General features: G+C 73.9%; 17 protein-coding genes, 1 tRNA gene and 1 pseudogene. 10 read left to right on the forward strand and 9 right to left on the reverse strand.

The window, feature by feature from the left end; all coding sequences use genetic code 11:
- Positions 1–107 precede the first annotated feature (107 nt).
- The 5 genes and pseudogenes from E2B92_RS10445 to E2B92_RS10465 form a co-directional block, all read left to right on the forward strand.
- The gene (locus E2B92_RS10445) at positions 108–2,543 is read left to right on the forward strand and encodes a GcvT family protein (protein WP_126887170.1); all 2,436 of its coding nucleotides are present in this window, start codon (positions 108–110) and stop codon (positions 2,541–2,543) included.
- 13 nt (positions 2,544–2,556) lie between these two features.
- The gene (gene solA, locus E2B92_RS10450; protein WP_126887171.1) at positions 2,557–3,723 is read left to right on the forward strand and encodes an N-methyl-L-tryptophan oxidase; all 1,167 of its coding nucleotides are present in this window, start codon (positions 2,557–2,559) and stop codon (positions 3,721–3,723) included.
- Complete coding sequence (locus tag E2B92_RS10455) at positions 3,720–4,874, forward strand: aromatic ring-hydroxylating oxygenase subunit alpha (RefSeq protein ID WP_126887172.1); 1,155 nt, start codon at positions 3,720–3,722, stop codon at positions 4,872–4,874. Before solA ends, E2B92_RS10455 begins: the two co-directional genes overlap by 4 nt.
- A 24-nt stretch (positions 4,875–4,898) precedes the next feature.
- Positions 4,899–6,476 (forward strand): APC family permease, encoded by a 1,578-nt coding sequence (locus tag E2B92_RS10460; protein ID WP_126887173.1) that lies wholly within the window; start codon positions 4,899–4,901, stop codon positions 6,474–6,476.
- Positions 6,477–6,491: 15 nt separating this feature from the next.
- Positions 6,492–6,733 (forward strand): annotated as a pseudogene (locus E2B92_RS10465) (choline oxidase); the annotation flags it as partial.
- A gap of 86 nt (positions 6,734–6,819) precedes the next feature.
- On the opposite strand, the gene E2B92_RS10470 reads toward E2B92_RS10465, so the two are convergent.
- Together E2B92_RS10470 and E2B92_RS10475 are read right to left on the reverse strand one after the other, a co-directional pair.
- Positions 6,820–8,178 (reverse strand): carbohydrate-binding protein, encoded by a 1,359-nt coding sequence (locus E2B92_RS10470; protein ID WP_126887174.1) that lies wholly within the window; start codon positions 8,176–8,178, stop codon positions 6,820–6,822.
- A gap of 185 nt (positions 8,179–8,363) precedes the next feature.
- On the reverse strand, positions 8,364–9,257 hold the full coding sequence (locus E2B92_RS10475) for a ketopantoate reductase family protein (protein ID WP_126887175.1): 894 nt from the start codon (positions 9,255–9,257) through the stop codon (positions 8,364–8,366).
- Between the two features lie 187 nt (positions 9,258–9,444).
- On the opposite strand from E2B92_RS10475, the gene E2B92_RS10480 reads away from it, so the two are divergent.
- Positions 9,445–10,356, forward strand: a complete 912-nt coding sequence (locus tag E2B92_RS10480; RefSeq protein ID WP_126887176.1) for a LysR family transcriptional regulator — start codon at positions 9,445–9,447, stop codon at positions 10,354–10,356.
- A gap of 3 nt (positions 10,357–10,359) precedes the next feature.
- On the opposite strand, the gene E2B92_RS10485 is transcribed toward E2B92_RS10480, so the two are convergent.
- Positions 10,360–11,628, reverse strand: coding sequence for an aminotransferase class I/II-fold pyridoxal phosphate-dependent enzyme (locus tag E2B92_RS10485; protein ID WP_126887177.1), 1,269 nt, complete (start codon positions 11,626–11,628; stop codon positions 10,360–10,362).
- Positions 11,629–11,885: 257 nt separating this feature from the next.
- Between E2B92_RS10485 and E2B92_RS10490 the strand changes: the two genes are divergently transcribed.
- Together E2B92_RS10490 and E2B92_RS10495 are read left to right on the forward strand one after the other, a co-directional pair.
- On the forward strand, positions 11,886–13,121 hold the full coding sequence (locus E2B92_RS10490) for a globin domain-containing protein (RefSeq protein WP_126887178.1): 1,236 nt from the start codon (positions 11,886–11,888) through the stop codon (positions 13,119–13,121).
- Positions 13,122–13,158: 37 nt separating this feature from the next.
- A complete protein-coding gene (locus E2B92_RS10495; RefSeq protein ID WP_126887179.1) occupies positions 13,159–13,797 on the forward strand; it encodes a pyridoxamine 5'-phosphate oxidase family protein in 639 nt (212 codons plus the stop codon).
- A 43-nt stretch (positions 13,798–13,840) separates the two neighbouring features.
- Here the strand turns inward: E2B92_RS10495 and E2B92_RS33770 are convergent, their stop codons facing one another.
- The 4 genes from E2B92_RS33770 to E2B92_RS10510 all read right to left on the reverse strand — a co-directional run bounded on the left by E2B92_RS33770 (position 13,841) and on the right by E2B92_RS10510 (position 16,639).
- Complete coding sequence (locus tag E2B92_RS33770) at positions 13,841–14,302, reverse strand: YihY/virulence factor BrkB family protein (RefSeq protein ID WP_260604376.1); 462 nt, start codon at positions 14,300–14,302, stop codon at positions 13,841–13,843.
- A gap of 2 nt (positions 14,303–14,304) precedes the next feature.
- Positions 14,305–14,679 carry a YhjD/YihY/BrkB family envelope integrity protein gene (locus E2B92_RS33775; RefSeq protein ID WP_268825563.1) on the reverse strand — a complete coding sequence of 125 codons (375 nt, stop codon included), beginning with the start codon at positions 14,677–14,679 and terminating at the stop codon, positions 14,305–14,307.
- Between the two features lie 121 nt (positions 14,680–14,800).
- On the reverse strand, positions 14,801–16,258 hold the full coding sequence (locus E2B92_RS32945; protein WP_200836950.1) for a serine/threonine-protein kinase: 1,458 nt from the start codon (positions 16,256–16,258) through the stop codon (positions 14,801–14,803).
- Between the two features lie 307 nt (positions 16,259–16,565).
- A tRNA-Pro gene (locus tag E2B92_RS10510) sits at positions 16,566–16,639 on the reverse strand.
- Between the two features lie 137 nt (positions 16,640–16,776).
- Between E2B92_RS10510 and E2B92_RS10515 the strand changes: the two genes are divergently transcribed.
- Positions 16,777–17,496 (forward strand): transketolase, encoded by a 720-nt coding sequence (locus E2B92_RS10515; RefSeq protein ID WP_126889206.1) that lies wholly within the window; start codon positions 16,777–16,779, stop codon positions 17,494–17,496.
- Between the two features lie 19 nt (positions 17,497–17,515).
- Positions 17,516–18,415 carry a transketolase family protein gene (locus E2B92_RS10520; protein WP_126889207.1) on the forward strand — a complete coding sequence of 300 codons (900 nt, stop codon included), beginning with the start codon at positions 17,516–17,518 and terminating at the stop codon, positions 18,413–18,415.
- On the opposite strand, the gene E2B92_RS10525 is transcribed toward E2B92_RS10520, so the two are convergent.
- The gene (locus E2B92_RS10525; RefSeq protein ID WP_126889208.1) at positions 18,393–18,794 is read right to left on the reverse strand and encodes an MmcQ/YjbR family DNA-binding protein; all 402 of its coding nucleotides are present in this window, start codon (positions 18,792–18,794) and stop codon (positions 18,393–18,395) included. The two genes, E2B92_RS10520 and E2B92_RS10525, sit on opposite strands and share 23 nt — an antisense overlap.
- A gap of 80 nt (positions 18,795–18,874) precedes the next feature.
- Entirely contained in the window at positions 18,875–19,333 is a 459-nt protein-coding gene (locus E2B92_RS10530; RefSeq protein ID WP_126889209.1) for a carboxymuconolactone decarboxylase family protein, read from the reverse strand.
- Between the last annotated feature and the right edge of the window lie 83 nt (positions 19,334–19,416).

Consider the following 19,416-nt stretch of genomic DNA (forward strand, 5'->3'; position numbering starts at 1 on the left):
GACGCTCGCGGGTGACCGCCGTCGGCACCGGCGGCGGCCCGCGACGGCACGCGGCCGCCCGCCCCGGCCCCCGGCCGCCGCCGACACCCCCAACACCTAGGAGGGGCATGTCCAGCACGTCCCCCGCCCGTCCCCGCGTCGTCGTCATCGGCGCCGGAATCGTCGGCTGCTCCCTCGCCGACGAGCTGACCGCCCGCGGCTGGACCGACGTCACCGTCCTCGAACAGGGCCCGCTGCCCGCCCCCGGCGGCTCCACCTCGCACGCGCCCGGGCTCGTCTTCCGGACCAATCCGTCCCGGACGCTCACCGCGTTCGCCGCGTACACCGTCGAGAAGTTCAGCGCCCTGGAGGCCGACGGACAGTCCTGCTTCCATCCCGTCGGCGGGCTGGAGCTGGCCACCACCGAGGAGCGCCTCGCCGACCTGCGCCGCAGGGCCGGGTACGCCGCCTCCTGGGGCGTGGACGGCGAGGTGGTCCCGCCGTCCCGCTGCAAGGAGTTGTGGCCGCTGCTCGACGGGACCAAGGTCCTCGGGGGCTTCCACACCCCCGGCGACGGGCTCGCCCGCGCGGTCCTCGCCTGCCGCGCCCAGACGGCGCGTGCCCAGGCGCGCGGCGCCCGCTTCCTGGAGCGGCACACCGTCACCGGCATCGAGCGGGCGCGCGGCCGGGTGACCGGGGTGGTCACGGACCGGGGCACGTTCCCGGCCGACCACGTCGTGTCGGCCGCCGGTTTCTGGGGCCCGGTCGTCGGCCGCATGGCCGGCGTGGACGTCCCGCTGCTGCCCCTCGCCCACCAGTACGTCAGGACCGGGCCGCTCCCGGAGCTGGCCGGGGCGACCGCCGAGGCGTCCCGCCCCATCCTCCGCTTCCAGGACCGGGACCTGTACGTCCGCGAGCACACCGACCGGCTCGGCATCGGCAGTTACGCGCACCGGCCGCTGCCCGTCGACCCGTTCACGGTCCCGGCGTACGACGAGGCGCCCGTGATGCCCTCCTCGTACCCCTTCACACCGGAGGACTTCGCCCCCGCCTGGAAGGACTGCGCCTGGCTGCTGCCCGCACTGGCCAAGGCCCGGGTGCGGGAGGGGTTCAACGGGGTCTTCTCCTTCACGCCCGACGGGATGCCGCTCCTCGGCGAGTCCCGCGCCCTGCGCGGCTTCTGGCTCGCCGAGGCGGTCTGGGTCACGCACGCGGCGGGCGCCGCCAGGGCCGTCGCCGAGTGGATGACCGACGGGCGGCCGGCGCTCGACGTCCACGAGTGCGACCTGACCCGCTTCGAGGACGCCCAGCGCTCCCCCGCGTACGTCCGCGACCGCGGCGCGCAGCAGTTCATCGAGGTGTACGACGTCATCCACCCCCTCCAGCCGCCGGAGCGGCCGCGTCCGCTGCGGGTCAGCCCCTTCCACGCCCGCCAGCGCGAGCTGGGCGCGTACTTCCTGGAGGGCGGCGGCTGGGAGCGGCCCCACTGGTACGAGGCGAACGCCCCGCTCGCCGAGGGCCTCGAACTGCCCCGGCGGGACGCCTGGTCGGCCCGCCACTGGTCGCCGGTCGCGGCCGCCGAGGCCAGGGCGACCCGCGAGAGGGTCGCCCTGTACGACATGACACCGCTGCGCCGGCTGGAGGTCACGGGGCCCGGCGCCCTCGCCTTCCTCCAGCGCATGACCACCAACGACCTGGCCAGGAAGCCGGGCACGGTGACGTACACGCTGCTCCTGGACGAGACGGGCGGCATCCGCTCCGACCTCACCGTGGCGCGGCTCGCCGAGGACCGGTTCCAGATCGGCGCCAACAGCCGGGCCGACGAGGACTGGCTGCTGCGGCACGCGCCGGACGGCGTCCACGTCCGTGACATCACCTCCGGCACCTGCTGCGTCGGCGTGTGGGGACCGCTCGCCCGCGAGCTCGTCCAGCCGCTGGCCCCCGACGACTTCTCGCACCGGGCCTTCGGCTACTTCCGGGCGAGGGAGACGTACATCGGGCACGTGCCGGTGACCGCGATGCGCCTGAGTTACGTGGGCGAACTGGGCTGGGAGCTGTACACCGGCGCCGACCTCGGGCTGCGGCTGTGGGACACGCTGTGGGAGGCGGGCCGCAAGCTGGGCGCCGTCGCCGCCGGGCGGTCCGCCTTCAACAGCCTGCGCCTGGAGAAGGGCTACCGGGCCTGGGGCCACGACATGACCGACGAGCACACCCCGTACGAGGCGGGTCTCGGCTTCGCGGTCCGCCTCGACAAGGGCGACTTCGTGGGGCGCGAGGCCCTGTGCCGCGCCGGTGCGCCCCGCCGGAGGCTCACCGCGCTGCTGCTGGACGACCCCGCCGACGTCGTGCTCGGCAAGGAGCCGGTGTCCCTGGACGGCACCACGGCCGGATACGTGACGAGTGCGGCGTACGGCTGCGCGCTGGGCCGCTGCGTCGCGTACGCCTGGCTGCCGCCGCTGGCCGCGGGCACGGCCGTGCACGTTGAGTACTTCGGCCGCGCGCTGCCGGCGACGGTCGCCGACGAGCCGCTGTTCGACCCGGAGATGAGCCGTATCCGTTGCTGAGGAGGCCCCACGGATGTCACCCACCTACGACGTGATCGTGGTCGGCCTGGGCGGTATGGGCAGCGCCGCCGCCCATCACCTGTCGGCGCGCGGCGCCCGCGTACTGGGCCTGGAGAGGTTCGGCCCCGTCCACGGCCGGGGCTCCAGCCACGGCGGTTCGCGCATCACCCGCCAGTCGTACTTCGAGGACCCCGCCTACGTCCCGCTGCTGCTGCGCGCGTACGAGCTGTACGAGCGGCTGGAGCGGGACACCGGGCGCGACATCGCCACCCTGTGCGGCGGGCTGATGCTGGGCCGCCCCGCATCCCGTACCGTCGCCGGTTCGCTGCTGTCGGCCGAGCGGTGGGGCCTGCCGCACGAGGTGCTCGACGCGAAGGAGATCCGGCGCCGCTTCCCGACCCTGACCCCGGCCGACGACGAGGTGGCCCTGTACGAGGCGCGGGCGGGGCTGCTGCGCCCGGAGAACACCGTCGCGGCCCACCTCCAGCTCGCCACCCGGGCGGGCGCGGACCTGCACTTCGAGGAGCCGCTGCTGCGCTGGGAGCCCTGCCGCGACGGCGTACGCGTCCTCACCGCCGAGAACGGCTACACGGCCGCCCATCTGGTGGTCTGCCCCGGCGCCTGGGCGCCCGGGCTGCTCGCCGACCTGGGCGTGCCGTTCACCGTCGAGCGGCAGGTCATGTACTGGTTCCAGCCGGAGGGCGGCACCGGGCCGTTCGTACCGGCGCGCCACCCGGTCTACATCTGGGAGGACGCGGACGGCGTCCAGGTCTACGGGTTCCCCGCGATCGACGGCCCGGCCCGGGGCGCCAAGGTGGCGTTCTTCCGCAAGGGCACCGTCTGCACCCCGGAGACCATCGAGCGGACCGTGCGCGACGACGAGGTCACGGCGATGGCGGAGCAGGCCGCCCGGCTGCTCCCCGCGCTGCCGGGCCGGTTCCTGAAGGCCACGACCTGCATGTACTCCAACACGCCCGACGAGCACTTCGTGATCGCCCGCCACCCCCGGCACCCGGAGTCCGTGACGGTCGCCTGCGGGTTCTCCGGGCACGGCTTCAAGTTCGTGCCGGTGGTCGGCGAGATCGTCGCCGACCTGGCGCTGACGGGCACCACCGCGCATCCGATCGAGCTGTTCGACCCCCGCCGCCCCACCGCCGCGCCCGCCGAGGAGCCCTCGTGACGACCACACCCCTGCCCCCCAGCCTGCGGGCGACGCTCCCCGGCCGCTACTACACCGACCCCGGCGTCTTCCGGCAGGAGCAGGAGCGGCTGTTCGAGTCCCTGTGGATGTGCGCGGTGCGCGGCGCGGACCTCGGGGAGCCCGGCGCCTTCCGTACCGTACGGGTCGGGCGCGAGAGCGTCGTCGTCGTCCGCGACCGGGCCGGCGGGCTGCGCGCGTTCCTCAACGTCTGCCGCCACCGGGGCGCCCGCCTGTGCGAGGAGGAGTCCGGCCGGGTGCGCCGCACGCTCCGGTGCCCGTACCACGCCTGGACCTACGACCTGGACGGCAGGCTCGTCGCGGCGCCGAACCTGGCGACGATGCCGGACCTGGACCGCACCGCGTACGGCCTGGTCACCGTCCACCTGCGGGAGTGGCTGGGCTACGCCTGGGTGTGCCTGGCCGACGAGCCGCCGTCGTTCGAGGAGACGGTGGTGGGCGCGGCGGTGGAGCGGCTCGGCGACGTGGCCTCCCTCGAGCGCTACCGCACCGAGGAGCTGGCGCTCGGGCGCCGGATCAGCTACGACGTGAGCGCGAACTGGAAGCTGCTCGTGGAGAACTTCATGGAGTGCTACCACTGCGCGACGATCCACCCCGAACTGACCGAGGTGCTGCCGGAGTTCGCCGAGGGGTACGCGGCGCAGTACTACGTCGGCCACGGCGCCGCGTTCGGCGAGGACGTCCAGGGCTTCACGGTCGACGGCGGCGCGGGCTTCGCCAGACTGCCCGAGGTCACGGCCGGCCAGGACCGGCGCTACTACGCGATCACGGTGAAACCGACGGTCTTCATCAATCTTGTGCCCGATCACGTGATCCTGCACCGGATGTTCCCGCTGGCCGAGGACCGGACCGTCGTGGAGTGCGACTGGCTGTACGCGCCCGAGGTCGTCGCGTCGGGCGCGGACGTGTCCCGGTCGGTGGAGCTGTTCCACCGGGTCAACGTGCAGGACTTCGACGCGTGCGAGCGCACCCAGCCCGCGATGGCGTCGCGCGCCTACCGCCGTGGTGGCGTCCTCGTGCCGTCCGAGCACCACATCGGGCTCTTCCACTCCTGGCTGACCGAGCGGCTGGCCGCACGGCCCGCCGGGGAACCGGGAGGCCCGGGTGCCTGACCCCTCCCCCACCAGGAGCCGCTCATGACGTCCGCCCCGCCACGACACGACCACGACCACGACCACGACCACGAGCACGACGACAACGCGGAGCTGGCCGAGTTCGGCTACCGCCCGGAGCTCAAGCGCACGCTCGGCACCTTCCACACCTTCGCCGCCGGCATCTCGTACATCTCCATCCTCACCGGCACCTTCCAGCTCTTCTACTTCGGCTATGCCAGTGGCGGCCCCGCCTACTGGTGGTCCTGGCCCATGGTGTTCGCCGGGCAGTTCATGGTCGCGCTGTGCTTCGCGGAGCTGGCGGCCCGCCATCCGGTGGCGGGCAGCGTCTACAACTGGTCCAAGCGGCTGGGCAATCCGCACGTCGGGTGGCTGGCGGGCTGGATGATGCTGATCGCCTCGATCGTGTCGATCGCCGCGGTGGCCCTCGCCTACCAGCTCACGCTGCCGCGGATATCGCCGGTCTTCCAGTTCGTCGGGGACGGCACCGGGACGCACGACGTCGCGACCAACGCGGTCGTGCTGGCGGCCGGTCTGATCCTGTTCACCACCCTGGTCAGCGCCTTCGGTGTCAGGCTGATGGCCCGGATCAACACCGCCGGTGTCTTCGTCGAACTGATCGCCACCGTCGTGCTGATCGTGCTGCTCGCGGTCAACGTGGTGCGCGGCCCGCAGGTCGTCACGGACACGGCGGGCACCGGCTCCGGCCAGCCGCTCGGCTACCTGGGCGCGTTCCTGATCGCGTCGCTGGCCTCGGCGTACGTCATGTACGGCTTCGACACGGCGGCCTCACTCGGCGAGGAGTCCCTGGACCCGTCGCGCAACGCGCCGCGCGCCATCGTCCGGGCGATCGTCGCCTCCTTCGTGCTGGGCGGGCTGGTGCTGCTGCTGGCGCTGATGAGCGTGTCGAGTCTGCGGGGCGAGCGACTGTCGACGGAGGGGCTGCAGTACGTGGTGCTCGACGTCCTCGGGCCGACGGCCGGCAAGGCGATGCTGTGGTGCGTGCTGATCGCCGTCACGGTGTGCGCGCTGGCCGTCCACACGGCGGCGGTCCGGCTGGCGTTCGCCATGGCCCGGGACAACAGCCTGCCGGCGTCCTCGCGGCTGGCGAGGGTGAGCCCGCGGTTCGGCACGCCGGTCCTGCCGACGGTGGTCATCGGGGTGCTGGCGCTGGCGATCCTGGTGGTCAACATCCGCCAGCCGCAGATCTTCACGGTGGTCACCAGTATCGGCATCGTCATGATCTACCTGGCCTACCTGCTGGTCACGGTGCCGATGCTGGTGGCGCGGCTGCGCGGCCGGTGGCGGCCGGCCGAGGGCAGGTTCTCGCTGGGCCGCTGGGGTCTGCCGGTGAACGTCCTCGCCGTGCTGTGGGGCGCGGCCATGACCCTGAACCTCATCTGGCCGCGCGCCGCCGTCTACAACGCCGCCCCGCCGTACCACTGGTACCTGCGCTGGGGCGCCGTCCTGTTCGTCGGGGCCATCGCGGTGGGCGGGTTCGCCTACTACTGGTTCGTGCGGCGGCACCGTACGGGTGTGCTGCCCGAGCACGCGGCGCCGCCCGCCGGTCCGGTGCCCGCGAGGGAGGCGACGCGCTCATGACCGAGGAGTTCGACTACGTGGGAGGCCCGGCAGCCCATGCCCACCGCGTCGAGCCAGTGGTGGGAGGCGGGCGTCTTCTACGACACCGAGCCGGGCCTGGACCGGCAGGACCTGATGTTCCCCTACGGATCGGTGCCGTTCGACCTGCACACCGTCCGGCACGGCTTCCCCGCCTCCGAGAACGCCTTCGGGCCAGGTCGCGTGGCACCGTGCGGCTGAGGAACCGGGACCACCGGGACAGGCCGAGGGTCCCCCCCCCGACCTGCTGGCGGAGGACCGCCGGGGCCGTGCGCCGGGGGGTCCGGGCCGGTGACCGGCCCGGACCCCGGCACGCCGCGTACCGTCAGACCCGCTGCCACAGGCCCGGGGCGCCCGGGGGGCGCCGGCCGGGCTGGGCCTGGTGCGGCTGGAGACACCGGTAGGAGGCCCCGTCGTAGGTGACCTGGTCGCCGACGCGGTAGACCTTGCCCGCGCCCCAGGTGCCGCCCGCCTTCCCCGTGTCGCCCGGGTCGGCGGCATTCGTCTTCAGCGTCAGCCCGTACTCCTGGAGCACCGGGTTGACCGGCTGGTGGAAGGTGGTGCCGCCGTCCTTGCAGTTGCCCGAGCCGCCGGAGGTGACGCCCTGGGCCTGGGTGCCGGAGATGTACGGGCCGCCCGAGTCGCCCGGCTCGGCGCAGACCGTGGTGCGGGTCAGCCCCTTCACCGTTCCCTGGAGGTAGGACACGCTCGTGTCGTGCTGCTCGATGGTGCCGCAGTGCCAGCCCGTGGTGGAGCCGGAACGGCAGATCGACGCGCCCACGATGGCCTCGGTCGACCCGGCGACCTCGACGTTCTGGTCGCCCTGCCCCTTGATGTGGGCGGTCGCCGTCCAGTCGCCGTTGGCGGCCACCCAGGCCATGTCCTTGCCGGGGAAGGTGGAGGCCTTGAAGGCGCCCTGGGCGACCTTGTTGTGCCCCATGGTCGCGGCGCCCGTCTGGCCGCAGTGGCCCGCGGTGGCGAAGCCCTGCTGCGTGCCGGAGGTGACGGCGAAGCCCACGGAGCAGCGGGCGGTGCCGATGTAGTAGGCGTCGCCGCCGCGGATGTCGTGCGCCAGCGGGTGGGGCCGCTCGGTCGTCGCCTTGACCTGGACGAGGGCCCGGTCGACACCGGTGGCGGTGAGGAAGACGTCGGCGGCGGACGTCTTGGCCGCCTCCAGCGTCACGGTGTTGTTGCGGAGGTCGACGTACCAGACCGGCGCGTCGGTGGTCTTGGTGCGGACGGAGCCCTGGTCCAGCCTGGCCTTGGCGGTCTCCAGTCGCTTGAGGCTGTGGCGGACCACCTTGGCCTCGGCGCCGCCCGCCTTGATGGCGGCCGTGTCGGCGGCGTCGGTGGTGGCGACGGTGAGGGTGGCGGACACCGGCCCGCTCACCCACGCCCCGGCGAACCGGTCGCCGAGGGCGTTCTGGAGCCGCCCCGCCCGGGCTCCCGCCTCGGCCTCGTTCTTCAGCCGCGTCTCGGCCTGCTCGCGGGTCAGGCCGAGGTCGCGCTGCATGGCGTCGAGCAGCGCGGGTGACGCTTTGTCGGCGCCCGGGGTGCCGGTCGCCGCGGGGGTGGACGGTGGTGCGGGTGCCTCGGCGGCGACCACGCCGGGCGAGCCGGCCAGCACGAGCGCGCCGACGGCGGTGAGGGTGGCGCACGCGGCTGTGGCGTGTCTGTGGAGCATCGGGTGTCACCTCTGTTCGGGGTCTGTTCGGGGGAAAGACGTGCCGAACCGTAGGTGTTTCCACCCGTACATCACACAATGTCGGTTTGTCGGTTCTTCGGCTTTATGGGAGACATGGGCGCCCGCCATGCGGCGTAACGCCACCCGTACGGGCGCCCCCTCCCCGCCCCGCGCCCGCCCCGCTGTCAGCCGACCGCCGCCGCGACCTCCGCCACCAGCCGGGTGGCGACCGGCACCGGGACCGCGTGCCGTTCGGCGGCGCGCAGCAGGGCCCCGCCGATCGCGTCCAGTTCGAGCGGGCGCCCCGCCTCGGCGTCACGCTGCATGGAGGACTTGGTGCCGTACGGGAAGGCGTCGTACCGCGCCATGACCGCCGCCGGGTCGGCCGGCGCCCCACAGGCACGGCTCACCGCCGCGGCCTCCTCGACGAGCGCGGCCAGCTCGTCACGGTGCCCGGTGCGCACGTCGCCGACGGGAAGGCCGTACCGCGTGGTGAGCAGCGCGAAGGGCGCCAGCAGGACGAACTTGCCCCAGAGCGCCGCCGCCTCCTCCTCGCGGACCCGGACGCTCACCCCCGCCGCCTCCAGCACCCCGGCCAGGCCGGCGAGCCGCTCGGCCGGCCCTGCCAGGTCGATCTCGGTGAACGGGGTGCCGTGTTCGACGACCCCCGGCGCCACCCGCGTCGACTCGGCGCGGATGACCCCCGGGACGACACGCTCGCTCCCGTAGCGCTCGCGCAGGGCGTCGGCGTGCTCGACGCCGTTGAGCAGCGGCACCACCAGGGCGCGGTCGCCCAGCACACCGGGCGGCACGCGGTCGAGCGCCGGGCCGAGGGTGGTGTGCTTGACCGCGACCAGGCACAGGTCGACCGGCTCGCGCAGCTCCGTGGTGGCCTCCACCGTGGCGGTGAAGTCGCCGAACTGCCCGCTGCGCAGGTGGATGCCGTCCCGGGAGAGGGTGCTCGCGGTGTCCTGACCCGCCACACAGATCACCCGGTGGCCCGCCCGGGACAGCAGGGCGGCCAGCAGTCCGCCGATCCCTCCGGGGCCGAGTACGGCGACGGTCCATGGTGTGGGCATCCTGGCGCGTTCCTTCCGGTCACATGGTGGTGGGTCGGCACCCGTCCATGCCCTCCGCCGGGGCCCGTTGGGATGCGGAGGGGTGGACGGGTTGCCGCCCGGCGGGCCCTGCGATGATCTTCCGGCGCCCCAACCACCAAGTCAATCCTAGGAATTACTCCTCGGATCCAAGCGCTACCTTGGAGCGGTGACCCTCGATGATCTCCGCGTCTTCGTCGCCGTCTGCCACGCGGGCAGCCTCAGCGCCGTCGCCCGTGACCTCGGGTGTACGCAGTCGGCGGTGAGCCAGCACGTCAAGCGCCTGGAACGGGAGACCGGCGTCGCCCTCCTGGAGCGCCACACCCGCGGTGTCGTGCCCACCCGGGCGGGCCGGGTGCTCAAGGCGGCGGCCGCCCACGGCATAGCGGGCCTGGACCTGGCGGTGCGGAGCATCCAGGAGTCGGCGCGCGGCGACGTCGGCTCGGTGCGCGTGACCACCGGCGCCACCTCGCTGCGGCACTTCATGTCCGAGGCCGTGGTGGCCTTCCGGCGGCAGTACCCCCGGGCCAGCCTGGAGTTCCAGACGGCGAGCTCCAGCCGCGGGTGCTTCGACGCGCTCGCCGGCGACGGCCCGGACCTCGCCTGGGTCACGATCGGCGAGCGGGTGCCCGGCATCGAGCAGCACCCGGTCGTCGACCTCCCCTGGGTGCTGGCCGTCCGCGCCGACGACCCGCTCGCGGCGCGTCCCCGGATCGAGGCGGACGACCTCGCGGACATCCGGCACATCCGGCTGCCGGCGAGGTCCACGTCCCGGGCCCACCTGGACGCGGCCTTCGCCGGACTGGGCATCCGCGACCGGTCCGACACGAGCGTCGCCGACTGGGACACGGCGATCCTCCTGGCCGGGCTGGGCCTCGGCCACGCCGTCGTACCCGCGCTGCCCGGCCGCTTCACCGACGGCGGCGACGCGCTCCGGTTCGTCCCCGTCCCGGTGCTGCCACCGCTGTCGGTGGGGTGGGCCGTCCGCGACTGGGACGCCCTCACCCCGCTGGCCCGCGCCTTCGCCGACACGGTACGCCGGACCTGCGGCCGCACCGGTACGCGGGACGCGTCGCCCTGACGGCTACCGGGCCCGCCGTTCGTACCCCACCAGCCGGACGCAGACCGCGAGTCCCTCGATCGCCTGCTCCAGCTCGGCGAGCCCCGGGTAGCTGGGCGCGATCCGGATGACCGCGTCGTCGGGGTCGTCGCCGTACGGGTGCGTGGCGCCGGCCGGGGTCAGCACGATGCCCGCCGCGGCGGCACGGCGTACGACCTCCTTGGCGCAGCCGTCCGGCACCCGGAGGGTCACGAAGTAGCCGCCCTTGGGCGCGGTCCAGGTCGCCAGCCCCGTGCCGCCGAGCTCGGCGTCCAGGATGCGGGCCACCGCGTCGAACTTGGGCCGCAGCAGGGCGCGCTGGCGCTCCATGTGGGCCGCCACGCCGTCGGCGTCGCGCAGGAACAGCACGTGGCGGAGCTGGTTGACCTTGTCGGGGCCGATCGACCGCTTGGCGTTGTTGCCGAGCAGCCACTGGAGGTTCGCGGGGGACGAGCCGAAGAAGGCGACGCCCGCCCCGGCCGCGGTGATCTTCGAGGTCGAGCCGAACACGAACGCGCGGTCCGGGTTGCCGGCCCCGGCACAGGCGGCGAGCAGGTCGGCGATCCCGACGGGCTCGTCGGTCAGGTGGTGGGCGGCGTAGGCGTTGTCCCAGAAGATACGGAAGTCGGGTGCCGCGGTGGTCATCGAGGCGAGCCGGGCCACGGTCGCGTCGCTGTAGCAGACACCGTCCGGGTTGCTGTACTTCGGTACGCACCAGATGCCCTTGACGGCCGGGTCCTCGGCCACCAGCCGCTCCACGGCGTCCATGTCGGGGCCCTCGTCGGTCATCGGCACCGGGATCATGTCGATACCGAACCGCTCGCAGAGCGCGAAGTGCCGGTCGTAGCCGGGCACCGGGCACAGGAACGCGATCCGCTCCTGCTCCACCCAGCGCGACTGAGCACCCGGCAGGACGCTCAGCAGGGCGTGCACCAGGCAGTCGTGCATCAGTTCCAGGCTGGAGTTGCCCGCCGCGAGCAACTGGGCGGCGGGCACCTGGAGCACCCCGGCGAAGATCTCCCGCAGCTCGGGGAGGCCCTGGAGCCCGCCGTAGTTGCGCACGTCCGTGCCGTCCGCGGAGGTGTGCCGGCCGCCGGGCAGGCTGAGCAGTTCCTCGGAGAGGTCGAGCTGCTCGGGCGCCGGCTTGCCACGGGTGAGGTCGAGCGCGAGCCCGCGTCCCACGAGGTCCTCATAGTCCCGGCGAGCGCGTTCGAGGAGCCCGCTCAGGCCGGCGGGGCTCAGCTCGGTGGTCATGGTGTGTCCTCTCGCAGGTACCGCATCGGTCGTGTCGCGCCTGGCGAGGATACAAACCCGCTTTGCTACTTCTGAGTCACCCGTACGGTCATGTAGCGTCCGGAACCGCTTGATCCGTTTCGCCGTTCCGCCCGCTGCCCACCGCCACGAGGACTCATGATCGCCACGTTCGACGCTCCGGTCACCGCGTTCCGCGGCACCCTCCGCGCGCCCGGCGGGGGGCCGTCCCGCATATCGGACGGCGGAGCGCTGGTCCCGTGAGGTTCCGGCGCCCCCGCCCGGGCCGCACGGCCGCGCCCGACCCCGCGCCGCTCCCGGCGGCGCACCCGGACGCGGACGCGCCCCCGGCGGCCGAGGAACCCCTGACCGCCCGCGAGAGGGACCTGATACGCGCCTCCGCCTCGGCGGTCGCCCCCCACGCGGCGGACATGACGGTCTATTTCTACGCGATTCTCTTCACCCGCCACCCCGAGGTGCGTGAGCTCTTCCCCCCGGGGCTGGACGCCCAGCGCGGCCGCCTGCTGCGCGCCCTGTTGCGCATCGTGGACCTGGTCGACGACTCGGAGAACCTGGTCCGCTTCTGCGGACATCTCGGCCGTGACCACCGCAAGTACGGCACCGTCGCCGCGCACTTCCCGGCCGTGGGCGAGTGTCTCCTCGCCTCCCTGAGCCGCTATGCCGGACCGGCGTGGACGGCGGACACCGCCGCCGCCTGGACCAAGGCGTACGGTGTCGTCGCCGACGTCATGATCAGTGCCGCCGAGGAGGACGCGGCGCTGCGTCCCGCCGTGTGGCCCGCCACCGTGGTGCACCGCGTCGCACGCGGACACGGCATCGCGGAGCTCACCGTACGCCCGCACACGCCGTACACGTACGCGGCCGGGCAGTACGTCACCGTGGAGACGCCCTGGTGGCCCAGGCAGTGGCGCCCCTACTCCCCCGCCAACGCCCCGCGCGAGGACGGCACCCTCACCTTCCATGTGCGCGCGGTGCCCGGCGGCGCCGTGAGCAACGCGCTGGTGCACCGGTGCGCGGTGGGCGACGTGCTGCAGCTCGGCCCCGCGGCGGGGGACATGGTGCTGGACGCCGCCGCGTTCCCGGACCTGCTCTGCGTGGCCGGCGGCACGGGCCTCGCCCCGGTCCGCGCGCTGGTCGAGGAGGTCGCCCGCCGGGGCGGACGCCACCAGGTGGACCTGTTCCTCGGGGCCCGGACCGGCGCGGAGCTGTACGGGGTCGACGACATGCTCCGCATGGCCCAGCGCCACCACTGGCTGACCATCCGGGGAGCGGTCTCGCACGAGGAGACCCCCGGCATCCGGGGATCGCTGCCGGAGGTCCTGGCCGAGTACGGCCCGTGGTACCACCACGACGTCTTTCTCAGCGGTCCGGCCCCGATGATCGTCTCCGCCCGTCAGACTCTGACCGACAACGGCACCGCCCCCGAGCGCATCCACCACGATCCGCTCGGGACACCCGTCCCGTCCATGCCCTGAGCCCCGCGCTCGGCCGTCCCCCCGGGAGACCGCCCCCGTGACCCTGCCTCCGCCGCCCTTCGGTTCCCCAGGTGAGCACCGGCTCCAGCAGCACCTGGGCACCACCGAGCGCGCCGCCCGCTTCTACGACCAGCAGGTGCGTGACCGCCTCACGCCCGAGATGCGGGAGTTCATCGGCCGCCAGGCCATGGTCTTCCTGGCCACCGCCGACGCGCGCGGCGAGTGCGACGCCAGCTTCCGCGCCGGGCCGCCCGGCTTCGTCCACGTACTGGACGACCGGACGCTCGCGTACCCCGAGTTCCGCGGGAACGGCGTGCTGGCCAGCGCCGGCAACATGACGGAGAACCCCCACCTCGGCATGCTGTTCGTGGACTTCACCCACCACCACGTGGGCCTGCACGTCAACGGCACGGCCCGGCTCCACGGCGACGCCGAGCTGCGCGCCCTGCACCCCTCGCTGCCCACGGGCATCGCACCCGGGCGCGACCCCGAGATGTGGGTCCACCTGAGCGTGGAGGAGGCGTACATCCACTGCTCCAAGTACATACCCCACCTGGAGCCGGCCCCCCGTCCCGCCGGCCAGGACGCCACACGCCCCAAGGACGCCCAGTACTTCACCGCCTCCGACCCGTCACCCACCCGCCGCGCGGCCGTCACCCATGGCCACGCCTCGTAGTGGACTGTGCACACGCACCCCGGCGCCGTGCCCGTGCCCGGCGCTACCGCGATACGGCGCCGGCGCGGTCACCGGAGCAGGGGTCGGGCCGCTCCGGCCGCCCGTCCCGCGCCAGTTCGGCGTTGAACTGCGCGCCCGCCAGCAGCACGACATGGGAGACCCACAGCCACACCAGGAACGCCACCACACCCGCCAGCGAGCCGTAGAGACGGTTGTACGTCGCGATGTGCGCCGCGTAGAAGGCGAAGCCCGCCGACGCCAGCAGCCAGAGCAGCACCGCCAGTGTTCCGCCGGGCAGCGTCCGCCGCACCCCGCGGGTCTCCGGCGGCCCGGACCAGAAGAGAAGCAGTACCAGGGCGACGGCCACCGTGAACAGCAGCGGCCACTTCAAGCCCGCCCAGACCAGGGCGGCCTGATGGTCCGTACCCGTCCCCCGGCCGATGGCCCGGGCGACCCGCTCGGCGGCCGTGAGCGTCAGCACCCCGGTGACCAGCAGTGCGAGCACGGTCAGCGCCCTGAGCAGGATGGCGGGGAACGTCCGCCACGCCGGACGGCAGTCGGGAACAGCAGCCAGTGGACCGACGGGCCCTCCTGCGGGCCGCTCAGGGCCTGGGCGAGGACCGGACGGGCCGTCTTCGGCACGAAGGCGGCCAGTTGCGCGACGACCTCCTGGGGGGTGCCCGTGCCGAGCAGGGCGATGGAGAAGACCATCACCAGCAGGGCCGGGAAGACGGCCAGCACCGCGTAGTACGTCAGCGCCGCCGCCCAGTCGGTGAGGTCGTCCTCCCAGACGGCGACCGGTGTACGGGCCATGGCGCGCGCGTACGCCCCGTGCTCGCGCCGGCCGGGCGCCGGGCCGCTCGCGGGGACACCGATCGTCATGACACCACCGCTCCGTTCGGGACCTGCCGTCACCCGGCCGCCACGACCCCGGGCGGGCGACGGCGGGTTGCGTGTCTGGTGCCCCGTCAGGGCGGCGTACACGCCAGGAAGCCCCGCCGTGTCACCGCGCGTGCCTGCCCTTCGCCGGCTTCTGCTTCCCCTGCCGCGCCCCGGTCTCATCGGGAGCCTGGCCGGCCGCTCCGGGACCGGCCGCACGGCCACGCTGCCGCTCCCGGCCGCCGGGGGCCGACGGCGTGCCGCTGTCCCTCGCCGCCTCCTCGGCGCCGGTGACCCGTCGGCTCCCGGCGTACGAGGGGGACCGCGGCGCGGACGCGGAAACGGCGGCGGCTCCGGCCGGCGGAGCGGACGGGGAGGAGGGGGCGGACGCGTTCGACCGGTTGGCGTCCGGGGAGGCCGGCTCGGTCGTGGCGGGGCGGGGCGGACCGGACGCGGCGTTCTCCGCCTCGGCGGACGGCCCGCCCACCGAACCGGCCAGTCCGACGCCCAGGACGGTCAGGGCCGCTCCGGCGGTCAGCAGTATCCGGCCGGCCCTGCGTGGGGCGGGCTGGCCGGACGAGGATCGTGCGGGCACCGGCCCGGCGTGGGCGGGAACGGCGGTTCCCGGCGCGGCACCCGCCCCGCGCGACCTCAGCGTGTCCGGGCTCCGCTCGCCGGCGCCGTCCCCGCCGCTCACGGGCGGGGCACCGAGCACGGAGGATCCCGCGGCCGCGTCGGCCGCTCCCGCGAGAACCTCCGGCGCCAGCGCGGCCAGGGCGCGCTCACAGGCCCGGGCGTCCGGCCGGCGGCTCTCGTCCGTGTCGGTCATGGCTTCCAGCAGTCCGACGAGCGCCGCCGGTATGTCCGGCGGAATGACCGGGGGCCGGTGCAGGCGGGCGATGGCGGCCTCCAGCGGCGCCCCGTCGTACTCCAGTTCACCCTTGATGGACTCGATGAGCACCAGTCCCAGGCTGTAGACGTCCGCCGCCGGCCCGGCGCCCCGGCCCAGCACCTGCTCCGGGGCCATGTAGGCGGCGGTCCCCACCAGGGCGCCCGGGTCGGTCTGGGTCGCGGTGCCGAGCAGCCTGGAGATGCCGAAGTCCGCCAGGTGGGGGGCGCCCGCCTCGTCCAGCAGGATGTTCGCGGGCTTGACGTCGCGGTGGACGACTCCCGCCTCGTGCACATGGGCCAGTGCCGAGGCCAGCGCGGCTCCGATCCGGCACGCCTCGGCGGGCGTGAGCGGCGCCGCGGCGATCCGCCGGCGCAGCGTCGTCCCTTTGACCAGCTCCATCACCAGGTAGGGCGTTCCGTCGTCCCGGCCGCAGTCGTACACGGTGATCAGGCCGGAGTGCTGCAACTGGGCCAGCAGCCGCCCCTCGCTGTCGAACCGCTCCTCCGTGTCGGCGGCACCGTCCGGGCGGAAGACCTTCACCGCGACCGGCCGCCGCAGGCGCAGGTCCACGCCCTCGTACACATCGGCCGCGCCACCGCGCCCCAGCAGGTCGTCGAGACGGTAGCGCCCGGCCACCACGTGGGCGGTGAGCCTCTGGTCCGGTCGGATCGGCCACGAGCGGACTTTCATCACTGCGCTCCCTGCGTCCTGTTGTCACCTGCCGTCGTCCGCCCGCCCACGTCTGTGCCGCCGATGGCATGCCCGGCCGCGCGGGTGCGAGCACCGTGAGCACGTGTGCCCCCTCATCCGCCGGACATCCCCCGCCTCGCCCCCGACCTCGTAAAGGGAGGGTTCGGCACCGCCTCGGCACGATGAGTCACGCGGACTCGACCGCCGGCCCCCACCGGCCCCCACCGGCCCCCACCGGCCCCCGAAAACGATCAAGGGGCCGTTTCAGATTCCTCTGAAACGACCCCTGACCTGTGACTCTCACGAGTCGGGACGACAGGATTTGAACCTGCGACCCCTTGACCCCCAGTCAAGTGCGCTACCAAGCTGCGCCACGTCCCGGTGCCCGTCTGACCTGGGGTTTCCCCCGGCCCGGCGTGCATGAGAACAATACCGCACTCCTGCCGGTGATCACGAACCGCTTTGCGCGACCCCGTGCGCTTGACCTCAAGTGCGGTTGACGTCGCACCGTCGGTGGCATGACGAACACGGCTGAGACATCCCCGCCGCGCGGCGCCCGGGCGGACGTGCGCGAGCTGAACCGGCTGATGGCCCTGATGACCGGCGACGAGAAGCACGGACCCGCCGCCACCTCCACCCTGGACGCGCTGTGGGTGCTGTACGACCGGGTGCTGCGTGTGTCGCCCGGGACCGCCGGCGCGCCCGAGCGGGACAGGTTCCTGCTGTCCAAGGGGCACGGGCCGATGGCGTACTACGCCGTTCTCGCCGCCAAGGGGTTCTTCCCCGAGGAGCTGCTGCCCGGCTTCGGGGCGTACGACTCGCCGCTCGGCCATCACCCGGACCGGATGCTGGTGCCGGGGGCGGAGATCGGCAGCGGGTCGCTGGGGCACGGGCTGCCGCTGGCGGTGGGGAGCGTGCTGGGGCTGCGGGCCCAGGGGCTCACCGATCCCCGGGTGTGGGTGCTGGTCGGGGACGCCGAGCTGGACGAGGGCAGCAACCACGAGGCCATCGCGTACGCCGGGCCGGCCGGTCTGGAGCAGTTGCACACGCTGGTGATCGACAACGCGTCGGCGAGCTTCGGCCGGCCCGGCGGGATCGTCGCCCGGTTCGAGGCGGCCGGCTGGTCGGCGGAGACGGTCGACGGGCGGGACCACGAGGCGCTGTACGCCGCCTTCACCCGCCCCCACCCGGGGCGGCCGCGTGCCGTGGTGGCCCGGGTCGAGCCGAAGAACGCGTAGGGACGGAGGGGGAGAACCCATGGACACGATGCGTGACCGTTTCATCTCGACGACCGGCCGGCTGCTGGACGAGGACCCGCGTGTGGCGCTGGTCCTCGCCGAGATCAGCCGCGACGGCTTCCGGCAGGCGGAGCGGAAGCACCCGGACCGGGTGATCAACGTCGGGATCAGGGAGCAGCTCATGGTCGGGGTGGGCGGCGGGCTCGCGCTCACGGGGCTGCGACCGGTGCTGCACACCTTCGCGAGTTTCCTGGTCGAGCGGCCGTTCGAGCAGGTCAAGCTGGACTTCGGGCACCAGGGCGTGGGCGGGGTGCTGGTGAGCGCCGGCGCGTCCTACGACTGGCCGGCCGGCGGCTTCACCCACATGTCACCGGGCGACGTGGCGCTGCTGGACACGCTCGAGGGCTGGACCGTCCACGTGCCCGGGCACCCGGACGAGGCGGAGGCGCTGCTGCGGCACGCCGTGGCGGGGGACGACCGGGTGTACGTGCGGCTGTCGCTCCAGTCCAACGAGCGGGCCCGGGCCGTCACCGGTGAGGGCTTCCTCACCGTGCGCGAGGGGGCCGGGGGCGTGGTCGTGGCGGTGGGGCCGATGCTCGACAACGTGCTGGCCGCGACGGAGGGTGTGGATGTGACGGTGCTGTACGCGACGACGGTGCGCCCCTTCGACGGCGCCACGGTGCGGCGCGCGGTGGGCGGAGGGGCGGCGGCGGACGTCGTGATCGTCGAGCCGTACCTGGCCGGTACCTCGACGGCCGCCGCGAACGACGCGCTCGCGGACGTCCCGCACCGGGTGCTGGGCCTGGGCGTCGCCCGGCGGGAGCTGCGCCGCTACGGCCGGATGGACGAGCACCTCGCCGCCCACGGCCTCGACCCCCGGGGCGTGCGGGAGCGGATCACGGCGTTCCTGTCCCGATAGGACCCTCCCGCCCCTCCGGCCCGGCGCCCAGTTCCGGGTGGGCGGCGAGGAGGCGGCGGGGAGCGGCCTGGCGCCAGGAGTCGACGAGGATCGCGTACAGCTCGTCGGTGCCGTCCAGGGCGGCGAGCCGCACCCGGAGCCAGGCATGGGCCTCGTCGTGGCCCTCCCGGAGGAAGAACTTCGCGGGCTCCGCCGCGATCAGCTCCTCCCGGTCCTCCTTGGGGCACTTGACGCCCATGGTCCGGTCGTCGTCGTCCAGCGAGGCGAAGATCTTCCCGCCGATCCCGCCGGCGCGGAACGTCGGCATGCCCCAGGAGAGCTTCTCCGCCGCTCCCGGAAGGGAGAGCGCGATGCTGCGTACCTCGTCGGCGGTGACCATGGGACGACCGTACGCCCCGCCACCGACAGGCGCGGGCCGTACCGCCGGGCCCGGGGGTGGCGGGCCCGGCGGCGCGGGCGTCACCAGTCGGTCACGCCCGCCGGCTGCTTCACCGTGACGTTGATCCGGTTGAAGAAGTTGGTCGTGGCGATCCACAGGACGATCGAGGCGAGCTGCTTCTCGTCGAAGTGGTCGGCGGCCTCGTTCCAGACGTCGTCCGGCACCGGGTCCGACCGGTCGGCGAGCCGGGTGGCGGCCTCGGCCAGGGCGAGTGCGGCGCGCTCGGCGTCGCTGAAGTACGGCGTCTCGCGCCAGGCGGCGACGGCGTGCAGCTTCTCGTCGCTCACGCCCGAGGTCCTCGCCTGGCGGGCGCCGAGGTCCACGCAGAAGCCGCAGCCGTTGATCTGGCTGGCCCGCAGGTGCACCAGCTCGAGGACGGTCTCCGGCACGCCCCCCTTCTTCGCCGCCTTGATCAGATTCTGGATGGCGGTCATCGAGTCGGGCAGGACGGCGGCGGGGTTCGTCATCCGGGCGTTCATGGGTGCTCTCCTTCGTTCCGTACCGTCTCGGTCACCTGTCCGACGGAACGGGGGTACGGGGATGTGACACGCTCCAGGGACGA

Origin of the sequence: Streptomyces sp. WAC05374, assembly GCF_004353505.1 — a bacterium.
Taxonomy (GTDB): Bacteria; Actinomycetota; Actinomycetes; order Streptomycetales; family Streptomycetaceae; genus Streptomyces.